Genomic DNA, 23,883 nt, shown 5'->3' on the forward strand with positions numbered 1-23,883 from the left:
GGCGCATACCTGGTCGCCTCCGTCAAACATTTGTCGCCAATGACCGCCCTCGGCTATCTTCCTTCCTTATGAATGACACCCGCAGCGCCCTCGTCGTCGATGACGAGCGTGACATCCGCGAACTGCTGGTACTGACCCTGGGCCGCATGGGCCTGCGCATCAGCACCGCGGCCAACCTCGCCGAAGCCCGTGAACTGCTGGCCAGCAACCCGTACGACCTGTGCATCACCGACATGCGCCTGCCCGACGGCAACGGCATCGAGCTGGTCACCGAGATCGCGCAGCACTACCCGCGCACGCCGGTGGCGATGATCACCGCCTTCGGCAGCATGGACCTGGCGGTGGAAGCCCTGAAGGCCGGCGCCTTCGATTTCGTCAGCAAGCCGGTCGACATCTCGGTGCTGCGCGGCCTGGTCAAGCACGCGCTGGAACTCAACAACACCGAGCGCCCCGCCCCTGCACCGCTCGCGCCGGAACAGGCCGCACGCCTGCTCGGCGATTCACCTTCGATGGATGTGCTGCGCGCCACCATCGGCAAGGTCGCGCGCAGCCAGGCGCCGGTCTACATCCTTGGCGAATCCGGCGTCGGCAAGGAACTGGTCGCACGCACGATCCACGCGCAGAGCGCCCGCGCGCCCGGCGCCTTCGTGCCGGTCAACTGCGGCGCCATTCCGTCGGAACTGATGGAGAGCGAGTTCTTCGGCCACAAGAAGGGCAGCTTCAGTGGCGCGCATGCCGACAAACCCGGCCTGTTCCAGGCGGCGCATGGCGGCACCCTGTTCCTGGATGAAGTGGCCGAACTGCCGCTGCAGATGCAGGTCAAGCTGCTGCGCGCGATCCAGGAGAAATCGATCCGTCCGGTCGGCGCCGCCACCGAGGTACCGGTGGACGTGCGCATCCTCTCGGCCACGCACAAGGACCTGGGCGAACTGGTCGAAGATGGGCGCTTCCGCCACGACCTGTACTACCGCATCAACGTGATCGAACTGCGCGTGCCGCCACTGCGCGAACGCCGCAGCGACCTGCCCGCACTCGCCGCCTCGATCCTGGCCCGGCTGGCGCGGACCCATGGGCGGCCGACCCCGCTGCTGGCGCCCTCGGCGCTGGACGCCCTGGCCCAGTACCACTTCCCCGGCAACGTGCGCGAACTGGAGAACATCCTCGAGCGTGCCCTGGCGCTTGCCGAGGAAGACCGCATCGGTGCCAGCGACCTGCGCCTGCCCCAGCACGCGCCGCGCTTCGGCGCCGGCAGCGCGCCCGCTACCCAGGAAGAAGCCGTGGTCGACCTGCCGGCCGGCAACGGCGCCCTGCCCTCCTATATCGAACAGATGGAGCGCACCGCGATCCAGAAGGCGCTGGAAGAAAACCGCTGGAACAAGACGCGTACCGCAGCCCAGCTGGGCATCACCTTCCGCGCGCTGCGCTACAAACTGAAAAAGCTCGGCATGGAGTAGCGCCACCCCATGGGTGGCGACCCAGCATCCGCCAGCCCAGAACCAGAAAGGCCCGCTTGCGCGGGCCTTTCCGTATCAGCCAACCGCGCTGATCAATCCTTGGTGACCCGGTTGATCTCCGCCAGACCCGTCACCCCGGCGGCGGCCTTGGCCAACGCGGACTGGCGCAGATCGTTCACCCCGGCCTGCTGCGCGGCCTCGGCGATCTGCAGCGCATTGCCACCGGCCAGCACGATCGTGGAGATCTCGTCGGTCATCGGCATCACCTGGTAGATACCGGTACGGCCCTTGTAGCCTTCGGTGCACTCATCGCAGCCGACCGGCTCGAACAGCTTGATGCCCGCGTCCAGCTGGGCCTGGGTGAAGCCTTCGGCCAGCAGCGCGTTGGCCGGCAGCTCCACCGGGCGCTTGCAGTGGTTGCACAGCCGGCGCGCCAGGCGCTGAGCGATCACCAGGGTCACCGAACTGGTGATGTTGTACGGCGCGATGCCCATGTTCATCAGGCGCGCGATGGTCTGCGGGGCATCGTTGGTATGCAGCGTGGAGAGCACCATGTGGCCCGTCTGCGCCGCCTTGATCGCGATTTCGGCGGTTTCCAGGTCGCGGATTTCGCCAACCATGATGATGTCCGGATCCTGGCGCAGGAACGAGCGCAGCGCCGCGGCGAACGTCATGCCGCGCTTGACGTTCTGCTGCACCTGGTTGACCCCGGGCAGGCGGATTTCCACCGGGTCTTCGGCGGTGGAAATGTTGCGCGTCTCATCGTTGAGGATGCCCAGCGCGGTATATAGCGAAACGGTCTTGCCCGAGCCGGTCGGGCCGGTGACCAGCACCATGCCGTAGGGCTTGTGGATCGCATCCAGGAACAGCTTCTGCTGCGCCGGCTCATAGCCGAGCTTGTCGATGCCCAGTTTGGCAGCGCTGCCATCGAGGATACGCAGCACCACCTTCTCCCCGAACAGGGTCGGCAACGTACTGACGCGAAAGTCGATCTGGCGGGTCTTGGAGAGGTTGAGCTTGATGCGCCCATCCTGCGGCACGCGCTTCTCGGCGATATCCAGCTGCGCCATCACCTTCAGGCGCGCGGCGATGCGCTGGTTGAGCTTGACCGGGGCCTTGGCCACGTTCTTGAGCAGACCATCGATGCGCAGGCGCACGCGATAGTCGTCTTCGTAGGGTTCGAAATGGATGTCCGAGGCGCCCTTGCGGATGGCGTCGATCAGGACCTTGTTGATGAATTTGACGACCGGGGTGTCATCGCCCTTGGCATCGATCCCCGCATCGGTGGTACCGCTTTCCTCGTCGCCGGCCGAGACATCCAGATCGCCCATGTCATCGTCGCCGCCGCCCAGCGCCGAGCCCAGGGTGTCCTGGGTGGTCTGCCACTGCTCCAGCGTGCGGCGGATCTGTTCCTCGTCCACCAGGATCGGCTCGACCACCAGGTTGGTGTGGAACTTGATCTCATCCAGCGAATGGGTCGGGTTGCTGGTGCCCACGAACAGCCTGCCACCGCGCTTGAACAGCGGCAGCACGTGGTGCTTGCGCAGCAACTCCTCGCTCACCAGCTTCATGGCGTTGTGGCTGCTGTCGAACGCGGACACGTCCAGCAGCGGCATGCCGAACTCCAGCGCATTGGCGGCAGCCAGCTGCGCGGCGGTGACGAGCTTCTTCTCCGCGAACCACTGCGGCAGCGGCTGCCGGGCGGCGGTGGCGTCGGCCATGGCGGTGCGGGCGGCGGCTTCGTCGAGCGCGCCATCCTGGACCAGGCGGCGGGCAATGCCGGTGATGCCGACGAGGTTGGCGGTGGCCGCGACTGTATTCATGGGATTGGCTCGATCAGGTCGTAGCAAGGGTAGCAACACGGCGGCAATACCGTGCATAAACAGAAATGCCCGCGATTCCTCGCGGGCATTCCCTAAGACGCAGCTCTCATTCCGCCTAGCGGTGCAACCACTTACGGCGCAGCAGCGTTGAGGTTATCGCAGGGCTTGTCTTTGTAGGAAGCAACGGTCGACGCGGTCACGGTGCATGCCCAAGTGATCGGGTTCACGCCAGTGGCATCGATCGTGGGAACGAGCGAGACAGTGGTTTTCGTATCATTCGAGGTGCCGGTGAGGGTGCCATTCGTGCACAGGCCGGCCTTGATGCCGGTGCAAAGCGGCTCTTCAGACGCGTGGTTTTCACCGACCTTGATCTTCTCACCAGCGACCGAGCCGATGGCCTGGGTGATCTTGGCGCGCGCGGTGTAGTTGCGGTACTGCGGCAGCGCGATGGCGGCCAGGATCGCGATGATCGCCACAACGATCATCAGTTCGATCAGCGTAAAGCCCTTCTGGTTCTTCATGTGTACGTCCCCTAGAGATGGAAAATAGTAGGGCACTGGGCCGCCGCCAGACCGGCTAGCCGGTTGAGCGGGGCGGGCGCCCTGTGCGGGTGGATCGAAGCAGGTTGCATGCCAAGTGGATCGGCAATGCTCCCCAGCATTCCCCGGCGCAATGATGGCAGCAATCTTCCGGATTGGAACCCCCCGCACCACAATTTGCGATGGACCCGGCAATGTGACCGGCTGCGTCACCTTTTGACACACCCGGTCCGGCAGGCCGATCGCTTCGGGGCACCCGGCAGGACTGCCCAGCGCCCAAGGAACCGGCTACCATGCCGCGAGATAGCCCGCCTGGGGATGGTGTGGCTGGGGAGCCAGAAAATGTCTGTCAGCCGTAGTGCGATCAAGAAAGAGCCCGTGGTCCGCAACACCATGGAGCTGCAACCGTTTGTCTGGGTGGGGACCGACAAACGCGGCGTCAAGATGAAAGGCGAGACGCCGGCCAAGAATGCCAATCTGCTTCGCGCCGAGCTGCGCCGCCAGGGCATCACGCCCAACGTGGTCAAGCCCAAGCCCAAGCCCCTGTTCGGGGCGGCCGGCAGTGCGATCAGCACCAAGGACATCGCCTTCTTCAGCCGCCAGATGGCGATCATGATGAAGTCCGGGGTGCCGATCGTCAGCTCGCTGGAGATCATCGGCACAGGACACAAAAACCCGCGGATGCGCAAGATGGTGGAGAGCATCCGCACCGACATCGAGGGCGGTTCCTCGCTGTATGAAGCAATCAGCAAGCACCCGGTGCAGTTTGATGAGCTCTACCGCAACCTGGTCCGGGCCGGTGAAGGTGCCGGCGTGCTGGAGACCGTGCTCGACACGGTGGCCAACTACAAAGAGAACATCGAGGCCCTCAAGGGCAAGATCAAGAAGGCTCTGTTCTATCCAACCATGGTCATCGCAGTTGCACTTCTCGTCAGCGCCATCCTGCTGATCTTCGTGGTGCCGCAGTTCGAGGACGTGTTCAAGAGCTTCGGCGCGGACCTGCCCGCCTTCACCCAGCTGATCGTGGCCGCGTCGCGGTTCATGGTTGCGTGGTGGTGGGTGATCCTGTTCGTTGTCATTGGTGGCATCGTGGGGTTCATCTTCGCCTACCGGCGCTCCCCCTCGATGCAGCACGCCATGGACCGCTTCATCCTGAAGGTGCCGGTGATCGGCCAGATCATGCACAACAGCTCGATCGCCCGTTTCGCACGGACCACGGCGGTGACCTTCAAGGCCGGCGTGCCGCTGGTGGAGGCGCTGGGCATCGTGGCCGGCGCCACCGGCAACAAGGTCTACGAGGAGGCCGTGCTGCGCATGCGTGACGATGTCTCGGTCGGCTACCCGGTCAACATGGCCATGAAGCAGGTCAATATCTTCCCGCACATGGTGGTGCAGATGACCGCCATCGGCGAAGAGGCCGGCGCCCTGGACACCATGCTGTTCAAGGTGGCCGAGTACTTCGAGCAGGAGGTCAACAATGCGGTCGATGCCTTGAGCAGCCTGCTCGAACCGATGATCATGGTCTTCATCGGTGTGGTCGTCGGCGGTATGGTGGTCGGCATGTACCTGCCCATCTTCAAACTCGCCTCCGTGGTTGGATAATCAATAAATGGCATTTCTCGACCAGCATCCCGGCCTCGGCTACCCCGCCGCGGTCGGGCTGGGGCTGCTCCTTGGCAGCTTCCTCAACGTCGTCATCCTGCGCCTGCCCAAGCGGCTGGAGTGGGAGTGGAAGCGCGATGCGCGCGAAGTGCTGGAGGAGCCGGACATCTACGAGCCACCACCACCGGGCATCGTGGTGGAGCCCTCGCACTGCCCGCACTGCAAGCACAAGCTGTCCTGGTACGAGAACATCCCGCTGTTCAGCTGGCTGGTCCTGCGCGGCAAGTGTCGCCATTGCCATGCCCCGATCTCGATCCAGTACCCGCTGGTGGAGCTGCTGACCGCCGTGCTGGTGGCCGCCAGCGTCTGGCAGTTCGGGTTCGGTTGGCAGGGCTTCGGCGCGATCGTGCTGAGCTGCTTCCTGGTGGCGCTGTCGGGTATCGACCTGCGCACCCAGCTGTTACCGGATCAATTGACCCTGCCCCTGATGTGGCTGGGCCTGATCGCGGCCAGCGACAACCTGTACATGCCCGCCAAACCGGCCCTGCTGGGCGCCTTGGCGGGGTATCTGTCGCTGTGGTCGGTATGGTGGCTGTTCAAGCAGCTCACCGGCAAGGAAGGCATGGGCCACGGCGATTTCAAGCTGCTGGCCGCGCTGGGCGCCTGGTGTGGGCTCAAGGGCATCCTGCCGATCATCCTGCTGTCGTCCATCGTGGGCGCCATCGTCGGCTCGATCTGGCTGTACTCGCGCGGCCGCGACCGGGCCACGCCGATTCCGTTCGGGCCCTACCTGGCCATTGCCGGCTGGATCGTCTTCATGTGGGGCGAGCCGTTGATCAATGGCTACCTGAGCTACGCCGGCCTGCGTTGAGGGCCGCGCGATGAGCCGCTTCGTGATCGGGCTGACCGGCGGCATTGCCGCCGGCAAGAGCGAGGTCAGCCGCCGCTTCGAGGCGCTGGGCATCACCGTGGCCGACGCCGACCTGGCCGCACGCGCGGTGGTGGCGCCGGGCAGCGAGGGGTTGGCGCGGATCGCCGCCCACTTCGGAGACACCATCCTGCAGGCCGACGGCCAGCTGGACCGTGCCGCGCTGCGGGCCCGTATCTTCGATTCGGCGCAGGCGCGCCAGGCGCTGGAGGCGATCACCCACCCGGCGATCCGCCAGCTGCTGCGCGAGAGCTGCGAGCAGGCCAAGGGACCGTACGCGATTGCCGCCATTCCCCTGCTCACCGAGGCCGGCGGCCGCCAGCAGTACCCCTGGCTGGACCGCATCCTGGTGGTGGACGTGCCGGTGGCCGTGCAGCACGCGCGGCTGATGCAACGCGACGGCATCGATGCCGCGCTGGCCGATCGGATGATTGCCGCCCAGGCCAGCCGCGAGGCGCGCCTGGCGCTGGCCGACGACGTGGTGGTCAATGATGGGCACCCGGACCACCTGCAGGCACATGTGGAGCGGCTGGATCGGGCCTATCGGGAGTTGGCGGCGCGGTAGATCCGGGGGAGCCTACCAACGTCGATGGGGGGAGCCGACCAACGGTCGGCTCTACCGTTTCAGGCGGGGGAGAAGGTCAGCGTGGCGATGACGCCGCGCCCGGCCCCTGGCCGCACGTTGACCTGCCAGCCGTAGAGATCGCACAGGCGGCTGACGATGGACAGGCCGATACCCCCACCCTGCGAATGACCCGCATGCGTGCCGCGGTAGCCGCGCTGGAACAGCTTGGCGGCATCTTCCTCGCTCAGGCCGGGGCCGCTGTCGATCACCTCGACCGCGTTGTTGCCCACCCGCACGCGCACCGCGCCTTCCTTCGAATACTTCACGGCATTGCCGATCAGGTTGCCCAACGCGACCGAGAGCGCCGATTCCGGTGCATCGATCACCAGGTCGTGGTTGCCTTCCAGGATCAGTTCGAGCGGCTTGCCGCCGAGCTGGGCACGGTGCGAATCCAGCAACTGCTCGGAGACCCGCGCGACATTGCTGCTGCCCTGCCCGCGCTCGTTGCGCGAGAGCAGCAGCAGCGCGCCAATCAGATCGGTACATTGCTGCTCGGCACGCTGGATGCGCTGCAGGCGCTGCAACACCTTGGGATCGAGATCCGGCCGGGTCAGCAGCAGCTCCGTAGCACCGCGGATCACGGCCAGCGGCGTGCGCAGCTCATGGCTGACGTCGGCGTTGAACTCGCGGTCGCGCTGCACTACTTCGGTCAGCCGCGCGGAGTAGTCATCCAGCGCTTGGGCCAGCTGGCCCACTTCATCGTCCGGGAAGCGCGGTGCCAGCGGTTCGGGCTCACTGGTGCCACCGCGATACGCACGCAGGCGGGCGGCCAGATCGGAGACCGGCTTCATCACCTTGGAGGCGGACCACCAGCCCAGCACCAGGGACAGGGCGCTGAACACCAGCACGGAGAAGAACAGCGCGCGCTTGAGCTGCTCCTCGCCGCGGATGCTCTCGGTCATGTCATAGGCGAGGAAGAACCATGCATCCGGCGCTTTGCGGACGGCCAGCTTGTAGGAGAACGGTTCGTTGTGCTCGTCCACGCCGCTGAGCTTGTAGTTGCCTGTGGCAAACGCCGCCCACTCCGGACGCTCTTCGCGCACGCGGTCGAACTTGTCGCTGGGATAGGCGAAAGCACGGATCTGCTGCACGGGGACGGCGGGATTGCGCCCCGGGCTCTCGTAGAACCGGCGCGCGAACTCATCGATGTTGCGGTTCATCACGTCTTCGACGAGCTGATTCTCCACCCGGGCCCGCGCCCAGTTGGTGGCAAACGCAAACAGCGTGGTCAGGCAGAAGCCCAACAGCACGAACGAGACGATGATGCGGCTGCGCAGCCGCCGCCGGTATGGCGCGCGGCGACGCTCCCCCTTCCCCGTCACCGGATCAGGCTTCCGGCGCGGCGATGCGGTATCCGATGCCATGGCGGGTCTGGATCATCGGGACTTCGAAGGGCTTGTCGACCACGGCGCGCAGGCCGTGGATGTGCACGCGCAGGGAATCCGAATCCGGCAGCTCTTCGCCCCAGACCCGGGTTTCCAGTTCCTGGCGGGTGACGACGGCCGGGGAGGCCTCCATCAGCGCCTGCAGGATCTTCAGCGCGGTCGGGTTGAGCTGCAGCAGCTTGCCCTGGCGGCGCACTTCCAGCGTGTCCAGGTTGTATTCCAGATCGCCGGTTTCCAGCACGCGGGTCTGCACGCCCTTGCCGCGACGCGACAGGGCGTTCAGACGCACCTCGACTTCCTGCAGCGCGAACGGCTTGATCAGGTAGTCGTCGGCGCCGGAGTCGAAGCCGGCCAGCTTGTTGTCCAGCGAATCGCGGGCCGTCAGCATCAGCACCGGGGTCTGCTTGCGCGCCTCGTTGCGGAGCTTGCGACAGACCTCGATCCCATCCATGCCGGGCAGGTTGAGGTCCAGCACGATCGCGTCGAACTCATGGACGACCGCCAGGTGCAGGCCGGTGACGCCATCGGCGGCGAAGTCGACGGTGTGACCGCGGTCTTCGAGGTAATCGCCGAGGTTGGCGGCAATGTCGCTGTTGTCTTCGATGACGAGAATTCGCACTGGGACCTCTGATTCGTGGGGGTTCAACGGAAAGAACGGAGCCGCAGGGCAGCGATGGGAACGGGACTGCGCGACCTCACGCTGACCATACAGCGTCGATTCTTAACATTAGACACCGTCGAATGCTGGCGCGGCGTCAAGAATCAGCGCTGATTGGACTGGGATGGCGTGAAATCCCGCATCATCTTGCGGGCATCCTCGGCAGCCTCGCGCCGCTGTGCCACCGTCATGCACACCCGCTGCGGCCGGTTGCTTCCCGTGGGGCGTTCGCTGCGGCAGATCATGCGGCTGTCTTCCCTCGCGTTGGTCATCATCGTGTTGATCAATTCTTGATCGTTGAACACATCCGTGCGGAGAAGCGGCGAAAGCTGCTCGACCCGCTCATTGCTGCCCATCTTGACCCTGATACGGTTCAGAGCGCCCTGGACGCGGCTTTTATCTTCCACGCTCATTTCGCTGTAGGCCTCGGTGCGCAGCGCACGTTCGACGTTCGCCAGCTGCTCGGCGACGGGCGCGTCGGAAGTGATCGCGACCACCGGCTCCGATGCCGGCTTGGCATGGGCGGAGATCGCCAGACAGGACAACAATGCAATAACGGTCAATCGAGACATCCCTGACTTCCTTATCCAAAAATGAATGAGAGCCAACTCTACGAGGATGAGCATCGGCCGACAAGTTACTCATGGCAGGGGCCGCAGGCCCTGCGCGGGCAGAAAAAGGCCCGGACAGACGAAGCTGGCCGGGCCTGAAGGTGTTTCCCGATTACCGATCCTGCTGAGGAGGGCAGAGCTGCGGTTCGACAGAGCCTACGCCGGGGTCGATTAAACCGATGTTAAGACCTCGAGCGGCATTGAAATACCCGATCAACCCTTTGTATTTGAAGGTTTTTTCAAAGAAGCGACGTGGTCGATGATGCGCCCGGCCAGGTCGGCCTGGCAGATCGCCTCGATCCCCTCCAGGCCGGGGGTGGAGTTGACCTCCAGCACCAGCGGGCCGCGGCTGGAGCGGATCAGATCCACGCCAGCCACGCCCAGCCCGAGCGCCTTGGCCGAGCGCACCGCCACCAGCTGCTCGGCCCGGCTGGCCTTGGCGGCGCGGGCGCTGCCGCCGGCATGCAGGTTGGAGCGGAAGTCTCCCTCCGGCGCCTGCCGTTGCATCGCCCCGACCACCTGGTCGCCCACCACCAGGCAGCGCAGGTCGGCGCCCTGCGCCTCGCCGATGAACTCCTGCATCAGGAAGTTGGCATAGAGCCCGCGCAGCGCCTCCACGATGCCGCGTGAGGCGCTGGCCTTCTCGGTCAGGATCACGCCGCGGCCCTGGGTGCCCTCGTTGAGCTTCACCACGTGTGGCGGCGGGCCGAGCATCGAGAGCAGATCGACGGTGTCGTCCGGGTTGTCGCCGAACACCGTGACCGGCATGTCGATGCCCTTGGAGGCCAGGATCTGGTGCGCGCGCAGCTTGTCCCGCGCGCGCAGGATCGCGTCGGAGGGGTTGGGCGTGCGGGCGCCCATCATCTCGAACTGGCGCAGCACGGCCGTCCCGTAGCGGGTGACCGAAGCACCGATGCGCGGGATCACCGCGTCCACCCCGGTGATCGGCCGGCCCTTGTAATGCATGGTGAAGCCATCCGCGGCGATGCGCATGTAACAGCGCAACGGATCGAGGATGCGCACGGTATGGCCCCGCGCACGCGCGGCCTCCACCAGGCGACGCGTGGAGTACAGCTTGCTGTTGCGGGACAGGATGGCGAGTTTCATCGCGGCGCAGGGGCTGGAAAGCGCGAAGCATAGCGCGTGGCGTGTAGGCCGCGATGACGGACGGCGCTCGCGATCCAGCTGCCCGCATCCGGCACTTTCCCGCTGTTAATGGGCTGGGTGCACGCCGCGAGACCGGGGCGCCGTCTTCAACTATCAAGCAGAGCAGTGCCGTACGAGTTGTCTACAGCGCAAAGCCAGTTGCCGTCCGGTTCCCGACGAAACACGTAGGTGGCCCGGCGAACCGTCGAGATCGGAGCGCCCTCTTCATCGGTGGTATCCAGCCAGGTTTCCATGACAACCAGCGCCGTTTCCCCGCCCTCAATCACTTCCATCTTGCCTTGGCGGACCTTCAGTTTGCCGTCGAAGTAAGAAGAGATTGCCTCGAATGCGCTTTTGATCTGGTCCTTGCCCCTGGCGTACATGCCCGGCTTCACCACCAGGGTGGCGTCATCTGTGTAGAACCGCATCAGGCCATCGAAGTCCTTCGCCGATATGGATCGGTCTGCGGCTTCGATAAGGGTCTTCAGGGGATGATCGGACATTCTTGACTCCAAAAATGGCCGCGGCGGAAAAACAAAACCCGCCTCGCGGCGGGTTGCGTTGTCTGATCACAAGACGCGCTCTACCCACCCTTATGGAGGGTGGCAATAATCAACGTGCGGGCGCGTACAAGTGGCATGCAGTGACCGTATCACTGGCGTCGAAAACTGGCACACCCGCCAGCAAGCCCCAGCTGGAGGCTCGATCGAGACACAGGCCTGACCTGAGCACAAAAATTGCGGAGGGGATCGGAGGGTGCGGAGCGGCCGGCATCCCCAAAAGCACTGGAGGACATGGAGCGGGTGAAGGGAATCGAACCCTCGTCAGTAGCTTGGGAAGCTACAGCTCTACCATTGAGCTACACCCGCAAGGCGCGGCGTAAGTCTATTCGGGCGGGGCCCTCAAACGCAACGGGCGGCACTGGGCCGCCCGTTGTTTCACGCTTTCCGGCGCCGTGCGCGGCGCCCGCGAACGGGCACTGCGCACGTTGGATCAGAAGCTGCCGCCGAAGCTGGCGAACAGCGACACGTCACGTGCACGCTTCTGCATTGTGGTGGTGCTCATGCCGATGTTGCTGCTCAGGCCCCACAGGTTCAGGCGCGCACCCAGCACGGCGGTGGCGTAGTTCTTGTCGAACTCCAGGCCCGGCACCTTGTACATGCCCACGTCCGGCATGGACTGCAGCCAGGCGCTGGCCTGCTTGGTGTCCTCGAACTCATGGTCGTAGGTGACCTGCACATACGGCTTGACGTTGCCGCCGTCGAAGCGGGCCTGCCAGCCGACGCGGCCGACGGTGGAATCCGTGTCCTGGTCGCCATAGCCCAGCGCCGAGGCGCTCGGGTTGGACTCGGTGTAGCCGTCCAGCTTGACCTTCTGCCAGATCACGGCGGCGACCGGACCGTGGCGGAAGCCGCCCTCGGTACCGAACTCGTAGCCGGCGTTCAACGCAGCGGTCAGGTTGCTGCCTTCCGGCGAGCCCTTGTGGATGCGCGTGGCCGGGCCGAGCTGGAGCTTGCGGGTCACGTCGTAATCCAGCCAGCTGTAGCTGAGCTGGCCGTTGACCCAGGCGCGGTCGCCGTACCAGCCGGCGAACAGGCCCAGGGTGGTGTCGGACTGGGTGAAGTCACCCTTGTTGTTGCCGAAATCGGCGTCCATGCGGCCATAGCCGGCAAAGCCGCCGACCACCATGCCGTCACGCGCCCAATCCACGCCGAACAGGCCGGCCGGGGCCATGCCGTCGTACAGATCGGCGTGGGCATAGCGCTGCATGTCGCCGCGCAGGTTGCCCCACCAGCTCAGGCCGTCGGCCGGACGGCCATCGACGTGCCAGCTGACCTGGTCGGCGCGCGAGCGACCGATGGTCTGCGCCGAGTGGGTCAGGACCTGCTGGTTGCGCGGGGCCTCCAGGATCGACAGGGTGTACTGGCCCAGCATCTCGTGGGTGGCGGTGGTCGGGTGCACGCCGTCGGCGAACACATAGCTGTTGGCCGCGTTCGGGGTGACGTAGCTGGTCGGGTTGCAGGTCAGCGAGGCGGCCGTGGTGCAGGCCGGGCTGGTCGCGTTGACGAAGCCGTACTGGCCCGGGTTGGCGACGATTTCCTGCAGGATGTGGAAGGTATCGACCGGGATCACCTGCAGGCCGGCGGCCTTCAGGCCACCGAACAGGGCGTCGTTGTACGCCTTGGCCAGCGCGGTGCCGGCCGCCATGCCCGCCGGGCCACCAGCGCGGGCGCCCGGGGTCAGGCCGACGTCGGGGATGGTCGGCACCACGATGTACTCGGCGCCGGCCGCCTTCAGCGTGCCGACGATGCCGACCTGGTCGGTGACGGCACCGGTCAGGGTCGGGACCAGCGGTGCGCCGGCCTGGATCGCGAACAGGTCGTTGGCGCCGCCCCACACGGTGTACAGCGCCTTCGGGTCGGCCTTGCCGCCGTTGGCCGCCAGGTACTGCGCGGTCTGGGTCTTGAGCGAGTACACCGGCACGGCCGGGGTACCCGGGATGAGCACCTGGCTGGTGTCCACGCCGACACGGGCGCCGCCGATGGCGTAGTTGTCACCGTTCTGGCCGTTGCCGTGGGCACCGGCGTTGGTGCCGTAGTAGTTGGCGACATGCTCGGCCCAGGTCCAGCCGGGGTTGGTGGTGGACTTGCCGGTCACCGCCTGCACCGCCGCCGGCAGCAGCGGGCGGAAGTAACCGGAGTCGGTCAGGCTGTCGCCGATGAAGACGGTCTTGGTATACGGCGACTGCGCCATGGCCGGCGCTGCCGCCAGGGCGATGGCCACGGCCATGAGGGAACGGATCGGGCGTTTGCTGAGCAACATGGAAACTCCTTGCAGGTGGGGAAGACGGCGGGACGTACGCCGGCGCACGGTGCCATGTTTCCACTGCACCCGGCCCGCATCACGCTGCGCTGCGGCATGAACGCCCCAGCCCCGCCGCCCGGCCATCGTTGGCCTGGCGCTCGCGGCACTGTTGCCGCGCGGCGCACAGGGTACGCACTGACGGGTGATTGAAGGACAATAGCGTCATGAACATCCAGCTCAACGGCGAAAACCGCCAGCTTCCGCACACCGCGACCGTCCATGACCTGCTGCTCAGCGAGCAGCTGCTCGAGCGCCGCGTGGCGGTCGAGGTCAACGGTGAGATCGTGACCCGCAGCCAGCACGCCAGCCATGGGCTGTGCGATGGCGACGTGGTGGAGATCGTGCATGCGCTGGGCGGTGGTTGAGGCAGCATCGTGACGCGCGATAGGCGATAATTCGGGGCATGAACGCACCTGTCCCCACTGATTCGCTGGTGATCGCCGGCAAGACCTATGCTTCCCGCCTGCTCACCGGCACCGGCAAGTTCAAGGATCTGGAAGAAACCCGCCTGGCCACCGAGGCCGCGGGCGCCCGGATCGTCACCGTGGCGATCCGCCGCACCAACATCGGGCAGAACCCGGGCGAGCCGAACCTGCTCGACGTGCTGCCGCCGGACCGTTACACCATCCTGCCCAACACCGCCGGCTGCTACACCGCCGAGGACGCCGTGCGCACCTGCCGGCTGGCCCGCGAGCTGCTGGACGGCCACAACCTGACCAAGCTGGAAGTGCTGGGCGACCAGAAGAGCCTGTACCCGGATGTGGTGCAGACGCTCAAGGCGGCCGAGCAGCTGGTCAAGGATGGCTTCGAGGTGATGGTCTATACCTCCGATGATCCGATCCTGGCCAAGCGCCTGGAAGAGATCGGCTGCGCCGCGGTGATGCCGCTGGCCGCGCCGATCGGCTCGGGCCTGGGCATCCAGAACAAGTACAACCTGCTGCAGATCATCGAAGACGCCAAGGTGCCGATCATCGTCGATGCCGGCGTGGGCACGGCCTCCGATGCGGCGATCGCGATGGAGCTGGGCTGCGATGGCGTGCTGATGAACACCGCCATCGCCGGTGCACGCAACCCGGTGCTGATGGCCAGCGCGATGCGCAAGGCCGTGGAAGCGGGCCGCGAGGCTTTCCTGGCCGGCCGCATTCCGCGCAAGCGCTACGCCAGTGCGTCCTCACCGATCGACGGGTTGATCGGCTGATGACCAATCCTTTCGACAGCGCCGGTGCCAAGGCACCGCCCAAGCCCTTCACCATCACCGAAGGCCGCCGCGAGGTCCGCAGTTTCGTGCTGCGCCAGGGCCGCTTCACCCCCGCCCAGCAGCGTGCGTTCGACGACCGCTGGCCGCGTTTCGGGCTGGACTTCACCGGTGAGCCGCGCGATCTGGATGCCACCTTCGGGCGCGATGCGCACAAGGTGCTGGAGATCGGTTTCGGCAACGGCGCGGCGCTGCGCTTCGCCGCCCAGCAGGACCCGAGCCGCGATTACATCGGCCTGGAGGTGCACGCGCCCGGCGTCGGCCGCCTGCTCAACGCGCTGGCCGACGACAACGCCGACCACGTGCGCCTGTACCACCACGATGCCGTGGAAGTACTGGAGAAGGAAATCGCCGATGGCGCGCTGGATGAAGTGCGCATCTATTTCCCGGACCCGTGGCACAAGAAGCGCCACAACAAGCGCCGCCTGATCCAGCCCGGCTTTGCCGCGCTGCTGGTACGCAAGCTGCGCGTCGGTGGCCGCCTGCACTGCGCCACCGACTGGGAAGACTATGCCGAGCAGATGTGGGAGGTGCTCGACGCCACCGCCGGGCTGACCAACCGGGCCGGTCCGCGTGGGCAGGTGGAGCGGCCGGAATGGCGCCCGCAGACCCATTTCGAAACCCGTGGCCAGAAGCTCGGCCATGGTGTGTGGGACCTGTTGTACGACCGCACCTGATCCGACTAGGAACCGCGCCACCCCATGGATACCGCGCTGACGCTGACTACCGACATGAAGCTCGTCCTCGGGCTGGTCGGCTTCACGATGGCGATGTTCCTGTTCGAGCGCATCCGCGCCGATGTGGTGGCGCTGGTGGTGCTGGTGGTGCTCGGCGTCACCGGCTTGATCGCCCCGGAAGAAATCTTCGGGGGCTTCTCCGGTAACGCGGTGATGAGCATCATCGCCACCACCATCCTCGGCGCGGGCCTGGACCGCACCGGGGCGTTGAACCGGTTGGCGGCGTGGCTGCTGCGGCGCGGGCATGGCGTGGAGACGCGCCTGCTGATGATGACCACCGCGATCGCCGGCTTGAACTCCTCGTTCATGCAGAACCCCTCGGTGATGGCGCTGTACCTGCCGGTCGCCTCGCGCCTGGCCGCGCGCACCGGGCTGACCCTGCAGCGCCTGCTGCTGCCGATCGCCGCGGCCATCGTGATGGGCGGCGCACTGACCATGGTCGGCAACTCGCCGCTGATCCTGCTCAACGATCTGCTGGCCTCGGCCAACAACAACCTGCCCTCCGGCCTGGCCACCATCGAACCGCTGCGCATGTTCGCGCCGCTGCCGATCGGCGTGGCGCTGCTGATCGCCTCGCTGCTGTACTTCCGCTACTTTGGCGACCGCAAGCTGGTCGAGGAAGAGACGCTGGCCAACGATGGCGTTACCCCCTCCCGCACGGAAAGCTACTTCGCCAAGACCTACGGCATCGAAGGTGATGTGTTCGAGCTGGTGGTCACTGCCGAAAGCCCGCTGGTCGGCATGACCCTGGGCGAAGCGGAGAACGTGCACGACGCGCCGCTGCTGCTGGCACTCAAGACCGGCAATGACACCCGCCTGGCGCCACCGGCGGAGATGCGCATCTGGGTGGGCAGCGTGCTCGGCGTGATGGGCGCGCGCCAGCAGGTCAGCGATTTCGCGCAGAACCAGTTCCTGCGGATGTCCTCACGGCTGAAGCACCTGGGCGATCTGTTCAACCCGAGCCGCGCCGGCATTTCCGAAGCGGTGGTGCCGCCGACCTCCGATGTGATCGGCAAGAGCGCCTCGGACCTGCGCCTGCGCAAGCAGCGCGGCATCAGCCTGCTGGCGATCAACCGCGACAAGCAGGTGATCCGCGAGGACGTGCGCAACGTGGCGCTGCGCGCCGGTGACATGCTGGTCTTCCACAGCATCTGGACCGACCTGGCGCAGGCGGCCAAGAGCCGCGACTTCGTGGTGGTCACCGACTACCCCAAGGGCGAACAGCGCCCGCACAAGTTCAAGATCGCGATGAGCATTTTCGCCATCACCATCCTGATCGCGCTGACCTCCAAGCTGCCGGTGGCGCTGACCCTGATGACCGGCGTGGCCGGCATGCTGCTGACCGGCGTGCTGCGCATGGACGAGGCCTATGCCTCGATCAACTGGAAGACGGTGTTCATGATGGCCGGGCTGATTCCGCTCGGCTGGGCGATGGACAGCAGTGGCGCGGCGGCGTGGATCGCCGGCCACACCATCGACCGCCTGCCGACCGGCATCCCGGTCTGGGTGCTGGAAATCGCGCTGGCGTTGTTGACCACGATGTTCTCGCTGGTGATCAGCCATGTAGGCGCGACGATCGTGATGGTGCCCATTGCGGTGAACCTGGCACTGGCGGCCGGGGGCAGCCCGACCGCGTTCGCGCTGATCGTGGCGTTGTCGGCCTCCAACAATCTGATGACGGCCTCCAACCCGGTGATTTCGATGATCACCGGCCCGGCCAATTACACCCCGCGCGAGCTGTGGCGCGTCGGCGCCCCGCTGTCGTTGATCTATACGGTGGTGGTGGTGCTGATGATCAACCTGATGTTCTAGGGAGTGCCGGCCGTCAGATAATGAGTGGCCGGCCGTTCGTCGTCATCCCAACCAGACCTGCCCATCGCGCACCTGCACGGGCACCGCGCGCAGGCGATCACCGCGGCACGGTCCGGCCACGCAGTCGCCGTTGTCCAGGGAGAACGAGGCCCCGTGTGCCGCGCAGACGAGGTGGCCTTCCTTGCTTTTCAGGAACTGACCCGGGGCCCAGTCCAGCCGGCGGCCGGCGTGCGGGCAGATGTTCAGCCACGCGCGCACCTGATCGCCCTGGCGGTACAGCACCACCGATTCGCTGTCGCCCTCGATGCTGGCGTCGACCTCGGCAAAACCCCCGTCGGCAATGGCCTGCAGGGTGATCAGGGCGGTGGCGGTGGTCTCGGGCGGGGACATGGCATCCAGCAGCAGGCAACGGAAACCGTAGTGTCTCACGCGCTCATGTCACTGGCTCCCGGATGAATACAAGTCATTGATTTGCAATGTGTGCGGGGTACGTTTAACGCTTTTTTCACTCAGTCACAAAGGCCAGCACGGATACTCATCCACTGCTGACCTCAGCCAAAAAAGAGTGCCATGTACAGCCGCATCTTCCAGTTCAACCAGTTCCGCACCCTGTTCGCGCCGCGCAAGCCGCGCCACCCGCTGGTGCGCGTCGCGGTCGGTCTGTTGGGCCTGGCGATCCTGGCCGCGCTGGTGTTCGTTGGTGTATTCGTGGGCGCGGCGATGATCATCGCCGGCCTGGCATGGAAGCTGCTCGCCCAGCGCAAGAATGCGCGCACCGCTCCGTCGCAGGTCGTGGACGGTGAATACCGCGTGGTCCGCAAGCAGGCCTTGCCGATGTCGCGTTGATCGACGCGCTTCCCTCCTGATGACGGCCGCGCCCTGCGCGGCCGTTTCTGTTTGTGGGAGCGGAAAAACGCTCTAGACTGCGGCGAAACCTCTCCACAGGACGCGCGCATGACCGATGTAATCCCCACGCCCGAGCAGCCCCGCATTCCGGTCGCCGGTGGCGGTACTTTCCCGGTGCGCCGGATCTACTGTGTGGGCCGCAACTTCGCCGATCACGCGCGCGAAATGGGCGCGGCCGTGCCCGCCGCCGATGATCGCGGCCGCCCGATGTTCTTCAGCAAGCCGGCCGATGCGATCGTGGTCGGGCATGACGATGTGATCCCCTACCCGCTCGCCACCCAGGACCTGCACCACGAAGTGGAGCTGGTGGTGGCGATCGGCAAGGACGCGCCTGCCGGTGAACTGCCGGTCGACCAGGCCGAAGCGCTGGTGTTCGGGTACGGCGTCGGCCTGGACCTGACCCGCCGCGATCTGCAGGCGCAGGCCAAAGCCAAGGGCCACCCGTGGGACCCGGCCAAGGGCTTCGATCAGTCCGCCCCGGTGAGCGAGCTGGTGCCGGCTGGCGAAGTCGGCGATCTGGCCGCGCTCAACCTCTCGCTGGAGATCAATGGCGAAGTGCGCCAGCAGTCGCTGCTGGATCAGATGATCTGGAACGTGCCGGAGATCCTGCACGAACTCTCCAAACTATGGGCGCTGCGCGCGGGCGATCTGGTCTTCATGGGGACGCCTTCCGGCGTGGCCGCGTTGAAGCCCGGCGACCGTTTCAGCGCACGTCTGGAAAACGTGGCCGAGCGCCACGGCATCATCGCCGGATGACAATGGCTGCGTTACGCTGCGGCGTCATTTGATTCCCCCACTACGACAGGAGAGCCCGATGGGTGTACTGACTGAGTTCAAAGAATTCGCCATGCGTGGCAACGTCATCGACCTGGCGGTCGGTGTGGTCATCGGTGCGGCGTTCGGCAAGATCGTCACCGCGCTGGTGGACAAGATCATCATGCCGCCGCTGGGCTGGGTGATCGGCCGCGTGGACTTCTCCGAACTGGCGTGGACCCTGGCCCCGGCGCGCGTAGCGCCCGATGGCAAGGAGATCCCGGCGGTGGTGATCGGCTACGGCGACTTCCTCAATACCGTGGTGCAGTTCGTGATCGTGGCCTTTGCGATCTTCATGGTCGTGAAGTTCATCAACCGCCTGGCCCGCAAGAAGCAGGCCGAGCCGGCCGCCCCGGCGGCACCGAGCGAAGAAGTGCTGCTGCTGCGCGAGATCCGCGACAACCTCAAGCAGTAAGACCCCACCCCCAGTAGTGCCGGCCGCTGGCCGGCTCACCCGACACCCTGCATCGCGCGGAGCCGGCCAGCGGCCGGCACTACCTGAAAACCCCGCTCCGGCGGGGTTTTCGCGTTTGGAAAACAGCATTCGCCGGAGCATGACCTCCCGCCCATGTACGCGCCGGACAGACTGGTAAGCTCGGACGCTTCCGCCCCGTTTCCCGGAGTTCGTCCCATGCGTCGCCGCGTCCTTGCCATCGCATCTTCCCTCGCCCTGCTGGCCGCGCCCGCGTTCGCGGCGACCGGTATCACCACGCTGCCCCCCAAGTCGCTGGCCACCGCCGCCGAGCTGCGCGAGCAGGCCCTGAAGGATGACACCGGCTGGAAGGTCGTCGAGTCGCTGACCACCGAGATTGGCCCGCGCATCGCCGGCAGTGAAGCCGACGCGCGCGCCGTCGCGTGGGCGGTGGCCAAGTTCAAATCGCTGGGCTTCGACAAGGTCTGGACCGAGCCGGTCACCTTCCCCAAGTGGGAGCGCCGCAGTGAGCACGCCGAGGTGATCGGCAAGCATGCCCAGCCGCTGACCATCACCGCGCTCGGCGGCAGCCCGGGTGGCACGGTGGAGGCGGAAGTGGTGCGCTTCGCCGACCTGGCCGCGCTGCAGGCCGCGCCCGAGGGATCGCTGAAGGGCAAGATCGCCTTCGTCGATTACCAGATGACCGCCTACCGCGATGGCCGCGACTACGGCAACGGCGGCGCGGTGCGCAGCAAGGGCCCCTCCGAGGCGATCCGCAAGGGCGCGATCGGCTTCGTGATGCGCTCGGCCGGCACCGACTCGCACCGCGTGCCGCATACCGGCATCACCCGCTTCGATGACGGCCTGACCCCGGTACCCGCTGCGGCGCTGTCGGTGCCCGATGCCAACCAGTTGGCGCGCCTGGTTGCGCTGGGCAGCACCACGCTCAAGCTCAGCCTGGATTGCGGCTGGGACGGCAAGGCAACCTCGTACAACGTGATCGGCGAGATCACCGGGCGCAGCCTGCCCAAGGAAGTGGTGGTGATCGGCGGTCACCTGGACTCCTGGGACCTGGGCACCGGCGCGGTGGATGATGGGGCCGGCGTTGGCATCACCATGGCCGCCGGCCACCTGATCGGCCAGCTCAAGCAGGCGCCCAAGCGCACCATCCGCGTGGTCGCCTTCGCCAATGAAGAGCAGGGCCTGTATGGCGGCAAGGCATATGCCGAGGCGCACGCCAAGGACGTGGTGCTGCACCAGCTCGCGGCCGAGAGCGATTTCGGCGCCGGCCGCATCTACGCCTTCAATACCGGCTCGCCGAATCCAGCCAATTCGCGCGAGGCGACCCGCCAGATCGCCGAGGTGCTCAAGCCGCTCGGCATCGAGTACGCCGCCGACAAGGGCGGCCCGGGCCCGGACGTGGGCCCGCTGGCCGCCAAGGGCGGCGCGTGGGCGTGGTTGGCGCAGGACGGCAGTGACTACTTCCACCTGCACCACACCGCCGACGACACCCTGGACAAGATCGACCCCGCCGCCCTGGCGCAGAACGTGGCCGCTTACACCGTGTTCGCTTACCTGGCGGCCGAGGCCGATGGCAGCTTCGGCAGCGAAGCCAAGCCGACCACGCCGCCGAGCGAGTAATCCCCACACACACGCGGCAGGTACAAAAAAAGCCCGGTCGCAATGCGACCGGGCTACCGGGATAACGTCACACCCCACGCGGTGAGCGCCGCTAGACCTTCGCGGTCCGGACAAGCGGATCGCCGCACTGCGGGGGTGTCTCTCCTCATCCACGCAGCACAGCGTCCACTCCGCACTGTGCGCAGTTTTCACTGCATGCACTATGCGATTAATCCGAAAGCGATGTAGTCACGACGATTTCGGTGAAACCGATCACACCGTGGGTGGCGCGAATGACGCCGCGCTCCCCCCGAAATTGCACGCAGTGGTCAGACGCGACTGCGTCCGTACCACTGGGCCAACAGGACTGCCGTCGCCGAAGCGACGTTGAGGCTTTCCACGACACCGGTACCCGGGATCGAGACCTGATGGTCACAGTCCTGGGCCAGCGCGCGGTCCATGCCTTCGCCTTCGGCGCCCATCACATACACCAGCCGCGATGGCAGCGCCGTGGCGAACAGATCATCGCCGCCCTCCACCAGCGTGGCCGCCAGGCTCAAACCGGCGGCACGCAATTGGGCCATCGCCTCGGGCAGCGCCGGCAGGCGCACCAGCGGCACGGCCTCGGCACCGCCTTCGGCCACGCGCGCGGCCGCACCGGACAGCGCCAGCGTCGAGTCCGGCGGCAACAGCAGCCCGGCCACACCGAAGTGCGCCGCCGAGCGCAGGATCGCGCCGAAGTTGTGCGGGTTGCCCACGCCATCCAGCCACAAGGCCAGCACCGGCTTCCCGGCCGGCAGCGTGGCCAGCCATTCATCCAGCGCCAGCAGCGGCGCGCGCAGCACGTCGGCCACCAGGCCTTCGTGATGCGTGGTGGCGGCGAGCTTGTTCAGATCGCCGTCTTCCACCACGCGGTAGCCGACGCGGTTGGCCACGCACCACTTCAGCACCGGCTGCATGCGCGGAATCAGCGCCTCGGTCAGGTACAGCTTGCGCAGCGCCTGCGGGCGATGCTCGAACAACGCCTGCACGGCGTTCCAGCCATACAGGCGCAGCTCGTCGCTGCCACGGCCGGGCGGCGGCGGGGTGCCACCTTCGCGGGGCGGCAGCGGCGTGGCGCGCGGCGGCCGCGAGGACGGACGGCGCGCATTCTTCCAGGGATCATTCACTACGGGACAGCTCCAGCTTGCGGGTACGCCAGAAATCGGCGTTCTTGATGCCCAGGGCATCGGGGTCGAAAATCGGATCCAGGCCGAGTTTCTTCTGACGCTCATAGTCGCGCAGCGCCAGCATCGCCGGCTTCTGCACGATCAGGATCGCGATGATGTTCAACCACGCCATCAGGCCCACGCCGATGTCGCCCAGCGCCCAGGCCAGGCCGGCATTGTGGAAGGCACCGAAGATCACCATGCCGATGATGCCCAGGCGCAGCAGCAGCACGGTCAGCGGGCGCTTGGCGTTGTGGTTGATGTAGCTCAGGTTGGTTTCGGCCATGTAGTAATAGGCCATGATCGTGGTGAAGGCGAAGAAGAAGATCGCGATTGCCACGAAGCCTGCGCCCCAGCCCGGCAGCACGGTTTCCACCGCGGCCTGCGCGTAGCCGGCACCTTCGGCCACGCCGGCCAGGCCGGCGAACACCGGCGCGCCGCCGGCCACCGGCGAGTACACGTTGTAGGTGCCTGCGGCCAGGATCAGGAAGGCGGTGGCGGTGCACACCATCATGGTGTCGAAATAGATCGCGAAGGCCTGCACGTAACCCTGCTTGGCCGGGTGCGAGACCTCCGAGGCGGCTGCCGCGTGGGGGCCGGTACCCTGGCCGGCCTCGTTGGCATAGATGCCGCGCTTGACGCCCCACTCCACCGCCAGGCCCATCATGGCGCCGAACGCGGCGTGCGCGCCGAAGGCGCTGCTGAAGATGATGTTGAACATCTCCGGCACGCGCTCGTAGTTGAGGATCATGATGACGATGGCCATCAGGATGAAGCCGGCGGCCATGAACGGCACCACCACTTCGGCAAAGCTGGCGATGCGCTTGACCCCGCCGAAGATGACCACGCCCAACAGCAGCGCGACCACGATGCCGATGCCCAGCTTGAGTGCCTGCACCGATTCCAGGCCCATGACCTGGCCATCCAGCGGCCCGCACAGGGCACCACCACGGCAGGCGTTGATGATGCTGTCGGCGATGGCATTGGCCTGCACGCCCGGCATCAGGAAGCCGGCGGCGATGATGGTCGCCACGGCGAAGGCCAGCGCGTACCACTTCAGGCCCATGGCCTTTTCGATGTAGTACGCCGGACCGCCACGGTAGCGGCCTTCGGCATCCTTGGTCTTGTAGATCTGCGCCAGGGTGCACTCCACATACGACGTCGAGGCGCCGAGGAAGCCCATCACCCACATCCAGAAGATCGCGCCGGGGCCGCCGAACGCGATCGCGGTGGCCACGCCGGCGATGTTGCCGATACCCATGCGGCCGGCCATGGACATGGCCAGTGCCTGGAACGAGGACACACCCGCCTCGGATTTTTCACCCTGTACGGTCAGGCGGCACATCTCCACGAACCCGCGGATCTGCATGAAACGGGTGCGGGCACTGAAATACAGGCCTGCGGCAAGACACAGGAAAATCAGAGCCTTGCTCCAGATGATCCCATTGATGAAATGGACTACTTCTTCCACGCGCTCTCTCCAG

23 protein-coding genes and 1 tRNA gene are annotated in these 23,883 nt (G+C 66.2%); 12 read left to right on the forward strand and 12 right to left on the reverse strand.

Annotation, left to right across the window (positions count from 1 at the left end):
- Positions 1-68: 68 nt before the first annotated feature.
- Positions 69-1,454: a sigma-54-dependent transcriptional regulator gene (locus PV764_RS06815; protein ID WP_046273839.1), complete on the forward strand. Its 1,386-nt coding sequence runs from the start codon at positions 69-71 to the stop codon at positions 1,452-1,454.
- A 92-nt stretch (positions 1,455-1,546) separates the two neighbouring features.
- Here the strand turns inward: PV764_RS06815 and pilB are convergent, their stop codons facing one another.
- Positions 1,547-3,277, reverse strand: a complete 1,731-nt coding sequence (gene pilB, locus PV764_RS06820; protein WP_421116349.1) for a type IV-A pilus assembly ATPase PilB — start codon at positions 3,275-3,277, stop codon at positions 1,547-1,549.
- A 131-nt stretch (positions 3,278-3,408) separates the two neighbouring features.
- On the reverse strand, positions 3,409-3,798 hold the full coding sequence (locus PV764_RS06825; RefSeq protein ID WP_421116350.1) for a pilin: 390 nt from the start codon (positions 3,796-3,798) through the stop codon (positions 3,409-3,411).
- Positions 3,799-4,158: 360 nt separating this feature from the next.
- Here PV764_RS06825 and PV764_RS06830 point away from each other — a divergent pair, with 360 nt between their 5' ends.
- From PV764_RS06830 to coaE, 3 genes are read left to right on the forward strand one after another with little or no spacing between them, the layout of a single operon-like run.
- On the forward strand, positions 4,159-5,418 hold the full coding sequence (locus PV764_RS06830) for a type II secretion system F family protein (protein WP_421116351.1): 1,260 nt from the start codon (positions 4,159-4,161) through the stop codon (positions 5,416-5,418).
- A gap of 7 nt (positions 5,419-5,425) precedes the next feature.
- A complete protein-coding gene (locus PV764_RS06835) occupies positions 5,426-6,289 on the forward strand; it encodes a prepilin peptidase (protein WP_046273837.1) in 864 nt (287 codons plus the stop codon).
- A 10-nt stretch (positions 6,290-6,299) separates the two neighbouring features.
- Positions 6,300-6,911 (forward strand): dephospho-CoA kinase, encoded by a 612-nt coding sequence (gene coaE / locus PV764_RS06840; RefSeq protein ID WP_421116352.1) that lies wholly within the window; start codon positions 6,300-6,302, stop codon positions 6,909-6,911.
- 59 nt (positions 6,912-6,970) lie between these two features.
- Here coaE and PV764_RS06845 read toward each other — a convergent pair whose 3' ends face one another.
- The 7 genes from PV764_RS06845 to PV764_RS06875 all read right to left on the reverse strand — a co-directional run bounded on the left by PV764_RS06845 (position 6,971) and on the right by PV764_RS06875 (position 13,594).
- Positions 6,971-8,335, reverse strand: coding sequence for a sensor histidine kinase (locus PV764_RS06845; RefSeq protein ID WP_070425794.1), 1,365 nt, complete (start codon positions 8,333-8,335; stop codon positions 6,971-6,973).
- A complete protein-coding gene (locus PV764_RS06850; RefSeq protein WP_019183933.1) occupies positions 8,298-8,975 on the reverse strand; it encodes a response regulator transcription factor in 678 nt (225 codons plus the stop codon). The genes PV764_RS06845 and PV764_RS06850 overlap by 38 nt, the downstream gene beginning before the upstream one ends.
- A gap of 143 nt (positions 8,976-9,118) precedes the next feature.
- Positions 9,119-9,586 (reverse strand): hypothetical protein, encoded by a 468-nt coding sequence (locus tag PV764_RS06855; RefSeq protein WP_026069893.1) that lies wholly within the window; start codon positions 9,584-9,586, stop codon positions 9,119-9,121.
- 252 nt (positions 9,587-9,838) lie between these two features.
- Complete coding sequence (gene rimK, locus PV764_RS06860; RefSeq protein ID WP_019183931.1) at positions 9,839-10,732, reverse strand: 30S ribosomal protein S6--L-glutamate ligase; 894 nt, start codon at positions 10,730-10,732, stop codon at positions 9,839-9,841.
- A 146-nt stretch (positions 10,733-10,878) separates the two neighbouring features.
- Positions 10,879-11,274, reverse strand: a complete 396-nt coding sequence (locus PV764_RS06865; protein ID WP_284128836.1) for a YybH family protein — start codon at positions 11,272-11,274, stop codon at positions 10,879-10,881.
- Positions 11,275-11,566: 292 nt separating this feature from the next.
- A tRNA-Gly gene (locus PV764_RS06870) sits at positions 11,567-11,640 on the reverse strand.
- A 124-nt stretch (positions 11,641-11,764) separates the two neighbouring features.
- Complete coding sequence (locus PV764_RS06875) at positions 11,765-13,594, reverse strand: autotransporter domain-containing esterase (protein ID WP_019183929.1); 1,830 nt, start codon at positions 13,592-13,594, stop codon at positions 11,765-11,767.
- Positions 13,595-13,800: 206 nt separating this feature from the next.
- On the opposite strand from PV764_RS06875, the gene thiS reads away from it, so the two are divergent.
- Genes thiS through PV764_RS06895 form a run of 4 tightly spaced genes read left to right on the forward strand, consistent with a single transcriptional unit; the run spans position 13,801 to position 17,440 of the window.
- Positions 13,801-14,001, forward strand: coding sequence for a sulfur carrier protein ThiS (gene thiS / locus PV764_RS06880; protein WP_019183928.1), 201 nt, complete (start codon positions 13,801-13,803; stop codon positions 13,999-14,001).
- Positions 14,002-14,039: 38 nt separating this feature from the next.
- Positions 14,040-14,834 carry a thiazole synthase gene (locus PV764_RS06885; RefSeq protein WP_019183927.1) on the forward strand — a complete coding sequence of 265 codons (795 nt, stop codon included), beginning with the start codon at positions 14,040-14,042 and terminating at the stop codon, positions 14,832-14,834.
- A complete protein-coding gene (gene trmB / locus PV764_RS06890) occupies positions 14,834-15,568 on the forward strand; it encodes a tRNA (guanosine(46)-N7)-methyltransferase TrmB (RefSeq protein ID WP_019183926.1) in 735 nt (244 codons plus the stop codon). The genes PV764_RS06885 and trmB overlap by 1 nt, the downstream gene beginning before the upstream one ends.
- A gap of 24 nt (positions 15,569-15,592) precedes the next feature.
- Positions 15,593-17,440: an SLC13 family permease gene (locus tag PV764_RS06895; RefSeq protein ID WP_019183925.1), complete on the forward strand. Its 1,848-nt coding sequence runs from the start codon at positions 15,593-15,595 to the stop codon at positions 17,438-17,440.
- 42 nt (positions 17,441-17,482) lie between these two features.
- On the opposite strand, the gene PV764_RS06900 is transcribed toward PV764_RS06895, so the two are convergent.
- Positions 17,483-17,830, reverse strand: a complete 348-nt coding sequence (locus PV764_RS06900; protein WP_026069892.1) for a Rieske (2Fe-2S) protein — start codon at positions 17,828-17,830, stop codon at positions 17,483-17,485.
- A 180-nt stretch (positions 17,831-18,010) separates the two neighbouring features.
- On the opposite strand from PV764_RS06900, the gene PV764_RS06905 reads away from it, so the two are divergent.
- The 4 genes from PV764_RS06905 to PV764_RS06920 all read left to right on the forward strand — a co-directional run bounded on the left by PV764_RS06905 (position 18,011) and on the right by PV764_RS06920 (position 21,212).
- Complete coding sequence (locus PV764_RS06905) at positions 18,011-18,286, forward strand: hypothetical protein (RefSeq protein ID WP_019183923.1); 276 nt, start codon at positions 18,011-18,013, stop codon at positions 18,284-18,286.
- A 108-nt stretch (positions 18,287-18,394) separates the two neighbouring features.
- Positions 18,395-19,102: a fumarylacetoacetate hydrolase family protein gene (locus tag PV764_RS06910; RefSeq protein ID WP_019183922.1), complete on the forward strand. Its 708-nt coding sequence runs from the start codon at positions 18,395-18,397 to the stop codon at positions 19,100-19,102.
- A 58-nt stretch (positions 19,103-19,160) separates the two neighbouring features.
- On the forward strand, positions 19,161-19,574 hold the full coding sequence (gene mscL / locus PV764_RS06915; protein ID WP_341986531.1) for a large-conductance mechanosensitive channel protein MscL: 414 nt from the start codon (positions 19,161-19,163) through the stop codon (positions 19,572-19,574).
- 216 nt (positions 19,575-19,790) lie between these two features.
- Entirely contained in the window at positions 19,791-21,212 is a 1,422-nt protein-coding gene (locus PV764_RS06920; protein ID WP_399617208.1) for a M28 family peptidase, read from the forward strand.
- Positions 21,213-21,520: 308 nt separating this feature from the next.
- Here PV764_RS06920 and PV764_RS06925 read toward each other — a convergent pair whose 3' ends face one another.
- Both PV764_RS06925 and PV764_RS06930 read right to left on the reverse strand, forming a co-directional pair.
- Entirely contained in the window at positions 21,521-22,360 is an 840-nt protein-coding gene (locus PV764_RS06925) for a TrmH family RNA methyltransferase (RefSeq protein WP_421116353.1), read from the reverse strand.
- Positions 22,353-23,870, reverse strand: a complete 1,518-nt coding sequence (locus tag PV764_RS06930) for an alanine/glycine:cation symporter family protein (protein ID WP_019183918.1) — start codon at positions 23,868-23,870, stop codon at positions 22,353-22,355. Before PV764_RS06930 ends, PV764_RS06925 begins: the two co-directional genes overlap by 8 nt.
- Positions 23,871-23,883 lie beyond the last annotated feature (13 nt).

Source organism: Stenotrophomonas sp. AS1 (assembly GCF_048957655.1).
GTDB classification, from domain to species: domain Bacteria; phylum Pseudomonadota; class Gammaproteobacteria; order Xanthomonadales; family Xanthomonadaceae; genus Stenotrophomonas; species Stenotrophomonas bentonitica_A.